The 15,354-nt window shown below is 65.0% G+C and carries 14 protein-coding genes; 11 read left to right on the forward strand and 3 right to left on the reverse strand.

From position 1 onward, the window contains the following. Positions 1-27 precede the first annotated feature (27 nt). Positions 28-1,164 carry an FMN-dependent L-lactate dehydrogenase LldD gene (gene lldD / locus V5F78_RS18970; RefSeq protein ID WP_394070132.1) on the reverse strand — a complete coding sequence of 379 codons (1,137 nt, stop codon included), beginning with the start codon at positions 1,162-1,164 and terminating at the stop codon, positions 28-30. Between the two features lie 380 nt (positions 1,165-1,544). Between lldD and V5F78_RS18975 the strand changes: the two genes are divergently transcribed. From V5F78_RS18975 to V5F78_RS19010, 8 genes are all read left to right on the forward strand, one after another. Continuing rightward, on the forward strand, positions 1,545-2,297 hold the full coding sequence (locus tag V5F78_RS18975; protein WP_394070134.1) for an IclR family transcriptional regulator: 753 nt from the start codon (positions 1,545-1,547) through the stop codon (positions 2,295-2,297). Positions 2,298-2,421: 124 nt separating this feature from the next. Next, positions 2,422-2,928: a MaoC/PaaZ C-terminal domain-containing protein gene (locus V5F78_RS18980; RefSeq protein ID WP_394070135.1), complete on the forward strand. Its 507-nt coding sequence runs from the start codon at positions 2,422-2,424 to the stop codon at positions 2,926-2,928. Positions 2,929-2,962: 34 nt separating this feature from the next. Next, the gene (locus tag V5F78_RS18985; RefSeq protein WP_394070136.1) at positions 2,963-3,961 is read left to right on the forward strand and encodes a TRAP transporter substrate-binding protein; all 999 of its coding nucleotides are present in this window, start codon (positions 2,963-2,965) and stop codon (positions 3,959-3,961) included. 7 nt (positions 3,962-3,968) lie between these two features. After that, the gene (locus V5F78_RS18990) at positions 3,969-4,514 is read left to right on the forward strand and encodes a TRAP transporter small permease (protein WP_394070138.1); all 546 of its coding nucleotides are present in this window, start codon (positions 3,969-3,971) and stop codon (positions 4,512-4,514) included. Between the two features lies 1 nt (position 4,515). After that, a complete protein-coding gene (locus V5F78_RS18995) occupies positions 4,516-5,799 on the forward strand; it encodes a TRAP transporter large permease (protein ID WP_394070140.1) in 1,284 nt (427 codons plus the stop codon). Further along, positions 5,796-6,980, forward strand: coding sequence for an acyl-CoA dehydrogenase family protein (locus V5F78_RS19000; RefSeq protein WP_394070142.1), 1,185 nt, complete (start codon positions 5,796-5,798; stop codon positions 6,978-6,980). Before V5F78_RS18995 ends, V5F78_RS19000 begins: the two co-directional genes overlap by 4 nt. Then, complete coding sequence (locus tag V5F78_RS19005) at positions 6,980-8,500, forward strand: AMP-binding protein (protein ID WP_394070144.1); 1,521 nt, start codon at positions 6,980-6,982, stop codon at positions 8,498-8,500. Before V5F78_RS19000 ends, V5F78_RS19005 begins: the two co-directional genes overlap by 1 nt. Beyond that, positions 8,493-9,290 carry an alpha/beta fold hydrolase gene (locus V5F78_RS19010; RefSeq protein ID WP_394070146.1) on the forward strand — a complete coding sequence of 266 codons (798 nt, stop codon included), beginning with the start codon at positions 8,493-8,495 and terminating at the stop codon, positions 9,288-9,290. The genes V5F78_RS19005 and V5F78_RS19010 overlap by 8 nt, the downstream gene beginning before the upstream one ends. A 142-nt stretch (positions 9,291-9,432) precedes the next feature. Here the strand turns inward: V5F78_RS19010 and V5F78_RS19015 are convergent, their stop codons facing one another. Next, on the reverse strand, positions 9,433-10,239 hold the full coding sequence (locus V5F78_RS19015; protein WP_394070148.1) for an alpha/beta fold hydrolase: 807 nt from the start codon (positions 10,237-10,239) through the stop codon (positions 9,433-9,435). Positions 10,240-10,370: 131 nt separating this feature from the next. Between V5F78_RS19015 and V5F78_RS19020 the strand changes: the two genes are divergently transcribed. The 3 genes from V5F78_RS19020 to V5F78_RS19030 all read left to right on the forward strand — a co-directional run bounded on the left by V5F78_RS19020 (position 10,371) and on the right by V5F78_RS19030 (position 14,052). Further along, on the forward strand, positions 10,371-11,003 hold the full coding sequence (locus tag V5F78_RS19020) for a GntR family transcriptional regulator (protein ID WP_394070150.1): 633 nt from the start codon (positions 10,371-10,373) through the stop codon (positions 11,001-11,003). Positions 11,004-11,015: 12 nt separating this feature from the next. Further along, the gene (locus tag V5F78_RS19025) at positions 11,016-12,542 is read left to right on the forward strand and encodes an aldehyde dehydrogenase (protein WP_394070152.1); all 1,527 of its coding nucleotides are present in this window, start codon (positions 11,016-11,018) and stop codon (positions 12,540-12,542) included. Between the two features lie 112 nt (positions 12,543-12,654). Further along, positions 12,655-14,052 (forward strand): MFS transporter, encoded by a 1,398-nt coding sequence (locus tag V5F78_RS19030; protein WP_394070154.1) that lies wholly within the window; start codon positions 12,655-12,657, stop codon positions 14,050-14,052. Between the two features lie 148 nt (positions 14,053-14,200). Here V5F78_RS19030 and V5F78_RS19035 read toward each other — a convergent pair whose 3' ends face one another. Next, positions 14,201-15,346 carry an acyl-CoA dehydrogenase family protein gene (locus tag V5F78_RS19035; protein WP_394070156.1) on the reverse strand — a complete coding sequence of 382 codons (1,146 nt, stop codon included), beginning with the start codon at positions 15,344-15,346 and terminating at the stop codon, positions 14,201-14,203. Between the last annotated feature and the right edge of the window lie 8 nt (positions 15,347-15,354).

A 15,354-nucleotide genomic window follows, 5' to 3' on the forward strand; every position in this document is an offset into this window, starting at 1 on the left:
CGCTCGTCGAGGCGCGGCGGCGCCCCCTCAGAGCTTGGTCAGGATCGAGCCGTCGATCCGCGACACCTGGTCCACGCCCGTCAGGCTCATCGCCACGCGCATTTCCTTTGCCACGATATCGAGCATATTCTCCACGCCCGCCTGACCAGCGGTTGCCAAGGCATAGGCGAACGCGCGGCCGAGCAGCACCCCTTTCGCGCCGAGCGCCAGCATGCGGACCACGTCAAGGCCCGAGCGCACACCGCCATCGGCAAGAACCGTGAGGTCGCTGCCCACCGCATCGGCGATCGGAGGCAGCGCCCGGGCGCTCGAGAGCGCCCCGTCCAGCTGCCGGCCGCCATGGTTCGACACCACGATGCCGCTCGCACCGAACGTGACCGCCTCGCGCGCATCCTCGGGATCGAGGATCCCCTTGATGATGATGGGGCCGCGCCAGAAATCGCGGATCCATTCGAGATCGGACCAGCTGATGGAGGGATCGAAGTTCGCCCCGATCCAGCCCATATAGTCGGCAAGGCCGGTCGGCTTGCCGAGATATTTCGAGACATTGCCGAGATCGTGCGGCGTGCCCATCAGGCCGACATCATACGCCCAGCTCGGCTTGAACATGGCTTGCAGTATGCGCCGCTGCGGACCGAATCGCCCCGACATGCCGGAATGCAGATCGCGATACCGCGCGCCCGGCGTCGGCATGTCGACGGTGAAGACCAGCGTCGTGACCCCAAGCGCCTGCGCCCGCTCCAGCACATTGCGCATGAAGCCACGGTCCTTCAGGACATAAAGCTGGAACCACGGCATCCGCGGGCTCGCCGGAACCACGTCCTCGAGCGGGCAGACCGAGACCGTGGAAAGCGTCATGGGGATGCCCTTGGCCGCCGCCGCCCGAACCGCCTGGAGTTCGCCGCGACGGGCGAGCATGCCCGCCAGCCCGACGGGCGCCAGGATGACCGGCATGGCGCACGGCTGTCCGAACAACTCGGTCTCCAGACTGAGCTTCTCGACATTCTTGAGCACGCGCTGCCGCAGGCCGATGCCCTGGAGGTCCAGGACATTGTTGGCCAAAGTGCGCTCGGAATAGGCGCCCCCGTCGACATAATCGAACAGGAAGCGCGGCAGCTTGCGCCTTGCGGCGGCGCGATAGTCGTTGGGAGATGCGATGATCATGGGCGGGCGACGCGGCTGAGAAGGGATCCGTCCACCGTTTAAACGCTATGCCCCAGCCTGACCACCTCTATCGACGCGGGTCGAGGTGGGCGCAACGTGGACCCCTTCTGGGGGCCAGCCATTCCGGCCGGCGGCGTACGGCGCCGGATCGCGCAGGCTGGGACGCCGCGGGATGATTCCGCCCAAATCGGCAAGGCGAAAAGTATTCCACATCATATTCGACCAAACTAAAGATATTATATAAGCATATATAAATTCTATTCTTCAAATTTATATCAAAAATAGCCGTTCAAATTACCTTTTCTCTAAGATTGAAAAAGATTGAGACCATGGGTTATGGTCCCACGTCAAGTGGACCCGGGCCTGGTGGGACGTAAGCGATGATTGTAAAGCAGGTTGCCTATGCGCTGCAGATTCTTGAGCTTTTCGCCGAACGCAAGGCCCCTGCCACCCTGTCAGAATTATCCGACCATTTCGGCTGGCCGCGCTCCAGCACCTTCAACCTGATCGAGACCCTGAGCAAAGCAGGCTTCCTCTACGAATTGCGGCACCGCTCCGGCTATTATCCCACCCCGCGCCTGCTCAAGCTGGCTCAGGCCATCGTCACGGACGGGCCGGTCTCGGAAGCGCAGCGCGACCTGGTGGCCCGCCTGGCGGTACTCACGGGCGAAACCGCGATCCTCGCGGCCCTCTCGGGCACCAGCGCCGTCTTCATCGACGTGGTCGAATCCACAAATCCGATCCGCTATTTCGCCCATGTCGGGCAGCGCGTCCCACTCTATACCACCGCCTCCGGCCGCGCCCTGCTGTCACTCCTGTCGCGCAAGGAGCGCGGCGCGATCTACGAGAAAACTCAGTTCGAGCGGTACGCATCCGCCACGCTGATGACCGCCGAAGCCGTGGAAAGGGAAATCCAGGCGTCCGCTGCGCGCGGCTGGTTCCTGAACAACGACGGCTATTCGCCGGGGCTGCTCGGCGTCGCCATTCCCCTGGACCTGAACGACCGGCAAGTCTGCCTCCTGATCGCTGGCCCCGCGTATCGGCTCGCCGACCGCACCGACGAACTGGCCAGGGTCATGCGCACCGAGATCGGCGGCTTCCTACGTGAGGAAGCCCCCGAAAAATACGCCTAATATATTGAAATATCATTGTTGTTTCCGCCTCTCCACCATCCGTGGCGCGGGCGGGCGAGAGGCGTTGTCTCGGCTTTCGTGTTCATGTATGTGTGTGTTATGTCCAATTAGTTGAACAATACATATGGGAGCGAAGGCGGGTATGGGTGCTTCAGAGCGTGAGCTGCCGTATGTCGGGCTCGGAATTCCCTATGAGGGATGGACCCTAGGACGTCGATTTCGCACGGTTGGACGAACCGTGACGGAAGCCGACATCACCAATTTCGTATGCGTGACCGGCATGCTCGAGGTCCTCTTCACCAATGTCGATTATCTCGAGAAGGAATCCCTGATCAAAGGCCGCCTCGCGCCCGGCGCGCTGGTCTATGCCTTTGCCGAAGGGCTCCTGATGCAGTCGGTGATGCAGCACACCGGCCTCGCCTTCCTGGGCATGGAGCTGAAGGTGAACAGCCCGGTCTGTGCGGGCGACACCATCCATGTTGAATGCGAGGTGACGGCAGCCCGCCCCACTTCGAAGCCCGGCCGCGGCATCGTTACGGCGCTCAATAACGTCGTGAACCAGAGGAACGAAATCGTTCTTGCCTACACGGCCACGCGAATGGTCAAGAGCTTCGAAGAGACCAATCAATAATCTTCATTAAATGAAGAATTAAAGGAGGAAATACATGGATTTTCTACGCAAAATCGGTCTGCCCGCGATTGCGCTCGGTGCGATTATGACGGCGCAGGGCGCGGTCGCGCAAACCGTCGTGCCGCTCGCCACATGGGGTGGCGCCAACCACATCTGCGTCCGCCAGTTCGTCCCGGCCCTGGAGGAGGCGCTCAAGAAAGCGCAGCCGAACACGATCACCCTCCAGCACTTCCCCGGCGGCCAGCTCGGCCAGGACAAGGATATGCCGGTCGGCATCCCCACCGGCCAGGTGAAGTTCGCCTGGATCACGGTGAACGGCTGGTCCGGCACGGTGCCCGATACCAAGGTCATGGACGCGCCGACCGGGCTCACCATGGCCCAGCTCGACACCCTGATTGATCAGCCGAACGGTTTGATGTCGGCGCTGCAGAAGAAATTCCAGGAAAAAAATTCGGTGCTCCTCGGCCTTGCCGATCTCGGGCCGCCGGCCGTGGTTTCGAAGGTGCCGCTCAAGGTGCCGTCCGACTTCGCGGGCAAGAAGGTGCGCGTTTTCTCGGAAGGACAGGCGGAAGCGGTGCGCGCCTTCGGCGGATCGCCGGTCACGATTCCCTTCGCCGATGTCTATTCGGCGATGCAATACGGCACCGTCGATGCCGCGATCCTGGGCTTCCAGGGCGTGGACAGCCAGCGCATGTACGAGGTCTCCAAATACGTCCTGGTGCCGGCGTCCTTCCTCGGCACGACCATGATGGGCTGGGCCGCCAACAAGCCCTGGCTGGACAAGCTGCCGCCGGATGATCGCAAGGCCCTGATCACTGCGGTCGACGAGGCCAGCCATTCCAATCGCAAGGCGATCATCGCGGAGATCGGCGACCTGACGAAATCCTATCGCGACCGCGGCCTGGAAGTGACCTTCCTGGAGCCTGGGACGCCGGATTTCGCCGCCTGGCAGAAGGCCACCGCGCCGCTGCTGAAGGCGACGGTGGCGAAGCTGAGCCCGGATATCGCCAAGCTCGTGCAGCCGAAGGACTGACCGTCCCATGCCCGAAACCAAACGAACCGCGGCGCCCGGCGCCGTGGGGTGGGCGTTGGATCGCCTGGGCGACCTCGGCGGGTATCTCTCCACGCTGATCATATGGCTGCTTGCCATCACGGTGACCTATGACGTGGTGCTGCGCACCTTCGGCGTGCCGACGCTCTGGGCCTCCGAGGTGAGCATCTATCTGATGATCGCCATGGCCTTCGTCGGCATCGGGGCGACCCAGCAGGTGGATGGGCATTTCCGCGTCACTTTCGTGCGGGACCTGTGCCCGCCGCCGGTGCGGGCGGGCCTGGACATCTTCGCGCTGCTGGTCTCCCTCGGCTTTGCGCTCGCCTTCACCTGGGGCGCGTGGCAGCTCGTGTCGTTCTCGTGGATGCTGAACTTCACCACCTCCACCATCCTTCATGTCCCCATGTGGCTTCTCCAGGGGTTGCTGCTGCTCGGGGGCGTCCTTCTGGTCCTGGCGGTGCTGCGGGATCTGCTGATGGTGTTCACGCTCGGTGCGGCCTTCCGCGACCAGTCCGGCTCGGGCGAGGTGATCTGACATGGTGATCACGCTTGCCATCATCGCACTGTTCCTGGTGCTGCTCGCAACCAGCGTGCCCGTGTTCGTGGCCATGGCGGTGAGCGCGCTTGCCGGCAATTACCTGCTGGGCGGCAGCGACCTGGTCCAGGAAGCGGCGCTCACCGCTTATAACGCGCTCAGCAGCTTCGTGCTGCTTGCGGTGCCGCTCTATATCCTCGCCGGCACGCTGCTCCAGCAGACGGGTCTTTCCGACCGCCTGTTCGCTTTCGCCGCCTCGCTGGTGTCGGGCATCCGCGGCGGGCTTGGCGTAGCCACGGTCATCGCCTGCGCCATCTTCGCCGCCATTTCCGGATCGAGCGTCGCGACCGCCGCCACCATCGGCCTCGTGGCCATTCCGGTGCTGACGCGCAACGGCTATCCGCTGGCGCGCGCCGGCGGCCTGATCGCCGGCGGCGGCACGCTCGGCATCCTCATTCCGCCGTCCATCGCGCTGCTGCTCTATGGCGTGCTCACCGACCAGTCGATCGGCGCGCTGTTCGTCGCGGGCGTGATCCCGGGTCTCCTGCTCGCCGTCCTGATGGCGATCTATACCATCATCATCAATCCCAAGGATCCCAAGGCGCAGCCGGTCAGCGCGCGCGAAGTGGTGCGCGCGACGCTGGACGCCGGGCCGATCCTGCTTCTGCCGATCCTGATCTTCGCCGGCATCTATTCGGGCGTCGCCACCGCCACCGAAGTGGCAGCGCTCGCTGTGGCTTATACGGTGATCGTCGGCCTGCTCACGCGCACGCTGGGATGGAAGCAATTCTACCAGGCGGGCCTCACCGCCACCCACGCCTCGGTGATGATTTTCATGCTGGTGGGCTTCGGCGCGCTGATGACCAATTTCTTTACGGTCACGCGCATGCCCCAGGTGCTTACGGAGCTGATCGCCGGCTCGGGCCTCAGCTTCTTCGGCATCGTCACGGTGATGGTGGTTTTCTACCTGATCCTCGGCATGTTCCTCGAAGCCTTGTCGATGATGCTGATCACCATCCCGATCCTGTACCCGGTGGCGCAGGCGGCGGGCATCAATCCGCTCGCCTTCGGCATCTTTGTGGTCCTGGCCATCGAGGTGGCGCAGATCACGCCGCCGGTCGGCATCAACCTGTTCACGGTCTCGCAGATCGGCAAGATCCCGTTCGAGCAGATGGCGCGCTCGATCATTCCGTATGTCGTCTTGATGATCACGATGATGTACCTGGTGGTTTACTGGCAAGATCTTGCGACTTGGCTTCCCCATACGATGGAATACGGAAAATGAACCAGGTGCTCCCCGTGGACAGCGGCGCCCTGTGGCCCGCCTATGTGGATGAAGCCTATGTGCAGGGCCTCCGCTCCTACGTCGCCCGCATGATCCTTCCCGCCGGCGACGCCATCGACCGGGACGATGTCTACCCGGTCGAGATCATGCGCGATCTCGCCCGCCAGGGGTACAGCACGGTCGTCATGCCGAAGGAGTTCGGCGGACAAGGGCTCACCTATCTCCATGCCGCCGCCATCTGCGAGGAGGTCGCGGTGGGAAGCGCCGCGGTGGGGGTCTCGCTGATCACCATCTTCCAGGCCCAGACCATGATCCGCCTGTTCGGCGAGGCCAGCCTGAAGCAGCGCTATCTGCCGGCATTTGCGCAGGGCCTGCTCTCCTCCTATGCCCTAACGGAGGCGAGCCACGGCAGCGATATCCGCAAGCTCGACACCAAAGCGCGTCGCGAGGGCGCCGAATGGGTGATCAAGGGCGAGAAGCACTTCATCACCTCAGGGTCGGCCGCCGAGCTTTTCGTCATACTCGCGGAGACCGACAAGGGCGTCTCGGTGTTCGCCGTGCCGCGCGATGCCAAGGGGCTCTCCATCTATGAGGGGAAGAATTCCGCGACGTTCGGGTTGCGCAACGGGCCGCACATGAATGTCGTGCTCGATGACGTGCGGCTGCCGGCGGACCATCTGATCGGCGAGGAAGGCAAGGGCGTGCGCCAGGCGGCGAGCGTGCTGAACCATTCCCGCACGCTCGCCGGCGCCATCAGCCTCGGCATTGCCCGCGCGGCGTTCGAGGGCGCGCTGCAGTTCGCCCGCGACCGCATCGCCTTCGACCAGCGCGTGCTCGATTTCCAGGGCATCCAATGGTATTTCGCCGATATGCTCACGGAGATCGACGCGGCGCGGCTGCTGATCTACCGCGCCACCGAAGCGCTCGAGAGCAAGCAGCAGGTTCCGCGCTGGGGCAGCGAAGCCAAGCTGAAGGCCTGCACCGTCGCAACCCAAGTGGCCGCCATGGCGGCGCAGATCTGCGGCGCCTACGGCATCATGGAGAATGCCCCCTTCGGCCGCTATCTGCGCGATGCCAAGGCCTATGAGATCGCCGGCGGCTCCAACGAAATCCTGAAGAACACCATCGCCAAATTCCTGATTCCTGCCTCCGGTGCGGACAGCTTGAAGAAGTCCGCGTGATGACCACCCTGACTGACAAGCTGATCCACCAGGCGCAGACGCGCCCCAACGCCCCGGCCGTGGTGTCCGACACGGTCTCGTTGACATGGGCGGACCTGTGCGACCTGTCGCTGCGCACATCCTCTTTCCTGCGCGGGCACGGCATCGGGAAGGGCGACCATGTCGCCCTGCTGTGCGGCAATCGTCCGGCGTTTCTCGTCGCCTGGTTCGCCCTGGCGAACATCGGCGCCGTCACGGTCTCGCTCAACACAGGGCTCGTGGGCGAGGGCCTGCGCTATTCGGTGCGCCAGTGCGAGGCCAAGGCGGTGCTGATCGAGCGATCCATCCTCGATGCGAAGCGCGCCGACCTCGAACCGGCGCTGGAAGGGCGCACCCTGATCGTCTTCGAGGGCGAGGAGGACCTGTTCGCCGCCGCGGGCGCCCATGCGCCCGACGCGCCCTATGACGGGCTCGGTTCCGATCCCATGAGCATCATCTATACCTCAGGCACCACCGGCCTGCCGAAGGGCGTGCTGAACTGCCACGCGGCGTTCCTCTCCAGCGGCCGGTGGATGACGCGCTTTCTCGACATCGTCGAGAGCGATCGCATCATGGTGTTCCTGCCGCTGTTTCATACCAATCCGCAGATGTATGCGGTGATGTCGGCGCTGGAAGTGGGCTGCACGCTCGTCATTCGCCCGAAATTCTCCGTCAGCACTTTCTTCGACGATGCGAGACGCTTCGGCTGCACCATGTTCACCTATGTGGGCACGGTGCTGGCGATGATCATGGCGCGGCGCACGGAGCCGGATTTCGATCATCCGCTGACCCGCTGCGTGGGCGGCGGCTGTCCCCAGGAGGTGTGGCGAGCCGTCGAAGAGCGGTTCGGCATCAAGCCGCACGAACTCTATGGCATGACCGAGGTCGGCGGCTGGGTGACCGGCAACAGCGCCAGCGCCTACCGGTTCGGCTCGTGCGGCCAAGCGCGCCCGGACGTGGAGGTGGCCGTGGTGGACGCGCAGGACAATCCGCTTCCCGCCGGCACCGCCGGTGAGATCGTGGTGCGGCCGAAGGCGCCGTTCACCTTGCTCCTCGGCTATTGGGGCAACCCGAAAGCAACGTGGGATGCCTCTCGCAATTTCTGGTTCCACACCGGAGATTCCGGGATGATGGACGGGGACGGCTATCTCTATTTTCAGGGCCGTCTGAAGGAGATCATCCGCCGGGGCGGGGAGAATATCTCGCCGTTCGAGATCGAGACCGCCTTGCTGCACCACGCGCAGATCGAGGATGCGGCGGTGGTGGCGGTGCCGGACCCGATCTTCGGCGAGGAGATCAAGGCGGTGATTGTCGCTCGCCGGCCGTTCGCGGCGCACGAGGTGCGCGGTTTCCTGAAGGGCCGCGTGGCCGATTTCATGCTGCCGCGCTACGTGCAGTTCGTCGAGGCGATCCCGCGCACGGAGACACAGAAAATTCAGCGCCGCGCGCTCCAGGAGGATACGCGGGACGTGGTTGACCTGGAGGCGCGCGAACATGCCTGAGACCGCCCGAGGCCTGCATTATGTGATCGACGACATTCGCCCGCCCTGGGTGCGGGGCGGCATTCCGGTGGTGTTCAACCACGGCATCGGCACGACGCACGACATCTGGGCCGGATGGGTGCCCGCCATCGCCGCGCGCCGCCCGATGGTCCGCTTCGACATGCGCGGCTTCGGCCGATCCGTCATCCCGCCGGAAGACCATGCCTGGTCGATGGCGGAGCTGATCGAGGATTTCTGGGACGTCGCGGGACAGGCGGGCTCGAAGACGGTTCATCTGGTGGGCGAATCCATGGGCGGCACCATCGTTCTGGCCGCCGCGGCCGCACACCCCGCGCGCGTCGCCTCCGTCACGATTTCCAACGCCTCCTACAAGGGCAAGGGGATCGGCGAGCTTGGCTATTGGCGCGACCAGTTCGCGGCCGGAGGCCCGGGCGGCTGGAGCGAGCGCATGATGGCGAACCGCTTCCTGCCGGGTGCCGGGGAGCCGGAAGCACTCACCTGGTTCCAGGAGGAGCAGGCGAAGACCCGGGCCCATGTGGCGCTCGGGCTTGGCGGCGTGCTCGCCGTGTCGGATCTCAGCGAGGCGCTGCGATCGGCGCCGTTCCCCGTCTCGATCGTGCTGCCGGATTCAAGCCCGTTCGTTCCGGCTTTGCATGGTGCCGAACTACAGCAGATCCTGCCCAACGCGCGGCTGCGGGTGGTCCCGGGTGTGCGCCATGGCCTGCCCTTCTCCCATGCCGCGGACGAAGCCTCCCGGCTCGCGGACTGGATGGAGCAGGTGGAGCCTTAGCCGAGCCTTCTCGCGGCCGCGCCGGGCATTCGCGGTTCATGGAGCCGGGCCATGGCCGCGCGCGGGCAATCAGGGTTGTACTTCGGGGCGCGCCGACGCGCCCCGGCGAGCCCCGTACCATGAGCCCCCGAAGGGGGCAGCCTCAGGCCCGCTGGCCCGCAAGCTCGGGCACCGCGTCCGCCAGAAAGTCCGACATCGCTTCGAGGAACAGCTTGGGGCTCTGCAGTTGCGGCACGTGCGCGCAATTGGGCAGCACCTTGAGTTTGACGTTCGGCAAGATCCCGGCAAGCTCCATCGACATGGGGGGCGGCGTCGCCTCGTCATGCTCGCCCACCAGCGCGAGCGTGGGCGTTTCGAGCCGCGCAAGATCGGCCGACAGGTCGAGCGTCGCAAGCGCATGGCAAGCGTCCTGAAAAACCTGCGGATCGGTGCGCAGGAATCCCTCCCGCCGCTGGGCCATCAGGTCGGGATTGGCGGCCTGGAACTCGGGCGCGAATAGCCGCCGCATGGCGACATCGACGATCGCGGAAAGCCCGTTCGCGGCGGCCGCGCGGGCCATGGCGCGGAACGCCTCGCGCCCCGGCTCGGAGAACCGCGCCCCGCACCCGGCGAGGATCAGCCGGCTTGCGAGGCGTGGGTGGCGCACGGCCATCTGCAGGGCGACGAATCCGCCATAGCCATTGCCGAGCACGATGGGGCCGGCCGGATCGTCGAGATCGCGCAGTGCGTCCGCCATGCGGTCCGCCACCGCCGCAAGGCCACCGCTCACAGCCTCGGAGCCACCAAAGCCGGGCAACTCCGGCACCACCACGCGAAACCGCGTCGCCAATTCGGGCACAATGCGCTCGAAGCTCTCACCATCCGCCAGGAGCGAATGGAACAGCACCAGCGTGCGCCCGCTTCCGACCACCGACGCGTTCACCCGTCCATTCGACAGAGCCAATTTCATGCTTCCTCTCCGCGCGTTTCGAAACGTTATATGCGTCACCAATAAGTGCGGCAATCCTGCTCAGGGGTCAAAAATTCTGATTGCGTGAAATATCACGATATGGAATCCATTGATAAAAGGTCGATCAAAAAATGCTCCTCCGTGACAATCTCTACGAGACGATCCGCGACGAAATCCTCACGTGCCGGCTGATGCCGGGCGAGGAAGTGCGGGAACAGGAGTTGGCCTCGCGCTATGAGGTGAGCCGCCAGCCGGTGCGGGAAGCCCTGCTGCGGCTGGAGCGCGAGCGGCTCATCATCGTCAACCCGCGTCAGGGATATCAGGTCAATCCCATATCCGTGAGCGACGCACGCGACCTGTTTCGCTTTCGCCTGGCCCTCGAGCCCGCCTGCGCGGCGGAGGCCATCGAGAGCGCGCCCGACGACGTGCTCCAGGCCCTCGACGCATTCCGCGCCTTCGATCCCGAACAGCCATTTATCGAATACAACCGTGCGTTCCATTGCGCGCTCGCCCGCGCTTCGGGCAATGCGCGCATGTCCACCACCGCCTGCGACCTCATCGAGCAGGCGGACCGGCTCGTGCGCGTGTCCATCGGAGCGATCAAGGGGCGGGACCCGAGGCAGCTCGTGGCCGAGCACGTCGCCATCATCGACGCCATCCAACGGCGCGATGTGCGCACCGCCCGCCGCCTCATCAAGACCCACGTCGCCAGCGCCGAGAAGCGCGTGCTGTCCGCACTCAGCCGCAGCGCTGTCAGACTCTGAAGGAGCCTCCCGATGAATTCTTATGAAAAGCCCACGCTCGAGGTTGAGACGCGCGGCAATTATGTGGGCGGGCGCGAAATCGAGGCGGGCGACGGCACGCTCATCGACGTGCGCAATCCGGCAACCGGCACGGTGATCGCCCGCATCCCCAATTCCACGCAGGCGGACGTGGACCGCGCCATGAAAAGCGCACGCGCCGCCTTCGAGAGCAAGGAATGGGGCGGCATGGACGTGCGTCCCCGGGCGCGGCTGGTCAACCGGCTCGCCGATGCGTTCGAGGACAATCTCGAACTGCTCTATCGGCTTGAGACGCTGAACAACGGCCGCCCCATCAATGAGACCCGGGCGCAGCTCTCCCGCCTGCCCGATTTCTTCCGCTATTTCGCGGGCCTGGCCCTCGCGCGCCGGGATGATGTGATCCCGGTCGAGGGCGCCTATCTGAACTATACCCTGCGCACGCCCATTGGCGTGGTCGCCAATTGCACGCCGTTCAACCACCCGCTCATGATCATGTGCAAATCGCTGGCCGCCGTGCTCGCCAGCGGGTGCACCACGGTGGTGAAGCCCTCCGAATACACGCCCCTCACCACGCTGAAGCTGGCGCAGATCTTCACCGAGGCCGGCCTGCCGGACGGCGTCTTCAACGTCGTCAACGGCTACGGCCCGGGCGCGGGCAAATTCCTCGCCGAGCATCCCGACATCAACAAGCTGGTGCTCACCGGCGGGACCGAGGCGGGGCGTATCGCCGGCAGTGCCGCGGCCAAGGTCTTCGCCCATCAGACCCTTGAACTGGGGGGCAAGACCCCGGTGATGGTGTTCGACGATTTCGACGTGGACCAGGCGGTGGATCTTGCCGCCTTCGGCGCCTTCATCGGCGCCGGCCAGACTTGCGTGTGCGGCAGCCGCCATTTGGTGCAGGCTTCCGTCTACGACGAATTCGTAGAGAAACTCGGCGCCAAGGCGCGCGCCATCCGCATGGGCGATCCCTTCGACCCGGCGACCCAGCTCGGCCCCGTGATCTCGGCCAAGCAGCGCGACCGCGTCCTCACCTATGCCGGCTATGGGCGGCAGGAGGGCGCGCGCAATGTGGCGGGCGGAGAGGCCGCCATGCTTCCCGGCCTCGAAGGCGGCTTCTTCGTTCAGCCCACCGTTTTCGCGGACGTGCGCGCCGACATGCGCATCTTCCAGGAAGAGGTGTTCGGTCCCTTCACCTCCGTCACGCCCTTCAGCGACGAGGAAGAAGCGCTGCGCCTCGCCAATGATTCGCCCTTCGGCCTTGCCGCTGCGATCCGCACGCGGGACGTGACCCGCGCCCATCGCGTCGCCGCCAAGGTGAAAGCGGGCCTGGTCTGGGTCAATGACCACCACCGCCTCGATCCGGCCTCGCCCTGGGGCGGCGTCGGCGACAGCGGCATCGGCCGGGAGTTCGGGCTGGAAAGCTTCAACGACCATTTCGACGTCAAGAGCGTGATGCTCCCCACCGTCGACCGCCGCTTCGACTGGTACCGCGACACGTCCACCCAGACCCGATTGAACTGATTTCGACCGACTGACCCAACCGGCACGTCAACAAGAACCTGGAGCCGGCGCCCCCTCGGGCGCCGTCGACCGGGCGCGCGCCAACGTCACACCGCTCCTTGGAGGAAGCGCCATGTCATCCCTCGTCAATGCCGGTCCGCGCCTGGACCGGCTCCCGATCGGCCCGTTCCATTACCGGATCATGTGGCTCATCGGCATCGGCATGTTCTTTGACGGCTTCGATATCTACATCGCGGCCACTGTGTTGGGAGCGACGCTGAAAAGCGGCTTCTCGACCTTCGGGCAGAATGCCCTGTTCGTCTCCGCCACCTTCGTCGGCATGATGGTGGGATCGTTCCTCACCGGATTCCTGGGCGATCGCTACGGCCGGCGCTTCACCTACCAGGCGAATCTCCTCCTGTTCGGCCTCGCCTCGCTGGCGGCGGCCTTCGCGCCGAATATGGGGGTGCTGATCGGCCTGCGCTTTCTGATTGGCGTCGGGCTCGGCGCGGAGAATGTGGTGGGTTATTCCACCCTCACCGAGTTCGTGCCCGCGCACTCGCGGGGCCGCTGGCTCGGCTTGATGGCGGTGTTCGTGGTCACCGGCCTGCCCGCAGCGTCCCTGCTGGGCTATCTGATCATCCCCGAGTTCGGCTGGCGCGCCATGTTCATCGTCGGCGGCCTCGGTGGCCTCGTGGTATGGTACATGCGCAAGAAGCTGCCGGAATCGCCACGCTGGCTGGAATCCGTCGGCAGGACCGAGGAGGCCGAGCGGCTGCTGAAGCAGATCGAGACCGAGGCATCCCGCGGCAAGCCCTTGCCGCCCCCGGCGGCGCCTGCGCCGGCCCCGGTCCGGCTGGGACTTGCCGCCCTGTTCCGCCCGCCGCTGCTCTCCCGCATGATCGTCGGCTGCATCTGCCTGATCGTGATCAATACCCTGCTGTACGGCTTCATCACCTGGCTGCCCACCTTCTTCATCAAGCAGGGATTGAGCATCGCGACCTCCTTCGGCTACTCGCTCATGATGGGGCTGGGCGCGCCGATTGGTTCAGCCATCGGCGCCCTCACCGCTGACCGCTGGGGCCGCAAGCCGACCATCATCGCCTCCTCGGCCCTGGCCGTGCTGTTCGGGCTGATCTATCCGAATGTCTCCGACCCGATGCTACTGCCCGTGATCGGCTTTGCCCTGACGGTTCCGATCTATGTTCTGGTTGCGCTGCTGTTCGGCATCTACATCCCCGAACTGTTCCCGACCGAAGTCCGGCTGCGCGCCAGCGGCATCTGCAACACGTTCGGCCGCGGCGCCACCATCGTCACGCCGTTCATCGTGGTGGCCTTGTTCGAGACGCACGGGATCTCCGGCGTGATGGTGCTGATGATCGGCCTGCTGATCCTGCAGATCGCGGTGGTGGCGCTGCTGGGCATCGAGCCACGCAATCGGCGGCTAGAGGAACTGGAAGGCAATTTGGGGCACCACTCCAGCGTCCCGAACCTCGGCGCGGTCGAAGCCGGCACGGGAAAGCCGTCCTGAGGGATGGCAGGCCTGGCGAAAGCCGGGCCTGCGGCCTCACCAGCCAACCGGCTGCAGATGTCCAAGGCGATCCCACAGGCCGGACGACCTGCAGCCGGTGCCTCGTCAATGAACGACACGTCGGCTTTCAACGTGCGCGCGGCCCCGGCTATTTGAAGGCGTCGAACCCCGTCAGGTTCCGCCCGATGATCAGGTGATTGATCTGGGTTGTCCCATCGGGAATTGTCAGCATGCGGGCATTGCGGAAATGCCGTTCCAGCGGAAACTCGCGGCTGATGCCGAAGGCGCCGTGAATCTGGATCGCCTTCGAGGTCACGCGCTGGGCCGCCTCGGTCACGAAGGACTTGGCAATCGCCGCCTCGGTCGCGCAGCGCCCGCCCTTTGAGAGCATCCATAAGGCCCGATAGAGCAACAGCCGCGACGCCTCGATGTCGCTGACCATCTCCGCCAGCAGACCCTGCACCAATTGATGCGCGCCGATCGGCTTGCCGAAGGACTGACGCTCCTTGACATAAACCAAGCTGTCGTCGAGCGCCGCCTGGGCGATGCCGAGCGCGAGCGTTGAGATGAAGCAGCGCGAGCGCTCGAAACCCTTCATGGTCTCGCGCAGCCCGCCGCCGACGCCGCCGAGGACATTCTCCTCGGGCACCACCATGTCCTCGAAGCTGACCTGGCCCAGCGACCACCCATTCAAGCCCAGCTTGGAAATTTCGGCGGTCTTGAACCCGTGCTCCGCGCGATCCGCGAGGAACATGGTGAATTCATCGTCCCCGGTCTTGGCGACGAGAATGACGAGGTCGGCAATGCTGGCGTTTGAGATCCAGAGCTTCTCGCCCGAGATCCGGAAATACTTCCCGTCCCGCACGGCCCGCGTCCGCATCTCGCGCACACTCGAACCAATGCCCGGCTCGCTGATGGCCGAGCACCCGATCAATTCCCCCGATAGCAACTTCGCCAGATACCGCGCCTTTAGCGGCTCGGATCCCGTGCGAAACAGCTTCAGCGCCGCGCCTTCCGCCACGAAGGCAAGCCCGGCGAGGTCCGGGGAGGTGCGTGAAAGCTCCTCATACAGAAGCCCGCTGGTCAGAAAATCGAGGCCGAGGCCGCCGCCCTCCTCCGGGACCCAACCGTTGCCGACGCCGAAATCCCCCGTCTTGCGCAACAGCGCATGGGCGGCCGCCTTCGGAATGAAGCTGTCGGCATGCTGGCGCGTCACCGGGGCGATGTCGCGGTCGATGGCCTTGCGCCATTCGCCCAGCAGCAGGCGCTGGTCCTCGGAAAGCTCGAAATCCATGGGGTGTC

This window comes from Roseixanthobacter glucoisosaccharinicivorans, from assembly GCF_043195095.2.
GTDB lineage: Bacteria > Pseudomonadota > Alphaproteobacteria > Rhizobiales > Xanthobacteraceae > NCEH01.

Bases quoted from the DNA above. Each gene is read 5' to 3' on its own strand.
- lldD (WP_394070132.1), bottom strand. From the start codon at position 1,164: ATGATCATCGCATCTCCCAACGACTATCGCGCCGCCGCAAGGCGCAAG.
- V5F78_RS18975 (WP_394070134.1), top strand. From the start codon at position 1,545: ATGATTGTAAAGCAGGTTGCCTATGCGCTGCAGATTCTTGAGCTTTTC.
- V5F78_RS18980 (WP_394070135.1), top strand. From the start codon at position 2,422: ATGGGAGCGAAGGCGGGTATGGGTGCTTCAGAGCGTGAGCTGCCGTAT.
- V5F78_RS18985 (WP_394070136.1), top strand. From the start codon at position 2,963: ATGGATTTTCTACGCAAAATCGGTCTGCCCGCGATTGCGCTCGGTGCG.
- V5F78_RS18990 (WP_394070138.1), top strand. From the start codon at position 3,969: ATGCCCGAAACCAAACGAACCGCGGCGCCCGGCGCCGTGGGGTGGGCG.
- V5F78_RS18995 (WP_394070140.1), top strand. From the start codon at position 4,516: ATGGTGATCACGCTTGCCATCATCGCACTGTTCCTGGTGCTGCTCGCA.
- V5F78_RS19000 (WP_394070142.1), top strand. From the start codon at position 5,796: ATGAACCAGGTGCTCCCCGTGGACAGCGGCGCCCTGTGGCCCGCCTAT.
- V5F78_RS19005 (WP_394070144.1), top strand. From the start codon at position 6,980: ATGACCACCCTGACTGACAAGCTGATCCACCAGGCGCAGACGCGCCCC.
- V5F78_RS19010 (WP_394070146.1), top strand. From the start codon at position 8,493: ATGCCTGAGACCGCCCGAGGCCTGCATTATGTGATCGACGACATTCGC.
- V5F78_RS19015 (WP_394070148.1), bottom strand. From the start codon at position 10,239: ATGAAATTGGCTCTGTCGAATGGACGGGTGAACGCGTCGGTGGTCGGA.
- V5F78_RS19020 (WP_394070150.1), top strand. From the start codon at position 10,371: ATGCTCCTCCGTGACAATCTCTACGAGACGATCCGCGACGAAATCCTC.
- V5F78_RS19025 (WP_394070152.1), top strand. From the start codon at position 11,016: ATGAATTCTTATGAAAAGCCCACGCTCGAGGTTGAGACGCGCGGCAAT.
- V5F78_RS19030 (WP_394070154.1), top strand. From the start codon at position 12,655: ATGTCATCCCTCGTCAATGCCGGTCCGCGCCTGGACCGGCTCCCGATC.
- V5F78_RS19035 (WP_394070156.1), bottom strand. From the start codon at position 15,346: ATGGATTTCGAGCTTTCCGAGGACCAGCGCCTGCTGCTGGGCGAATGG.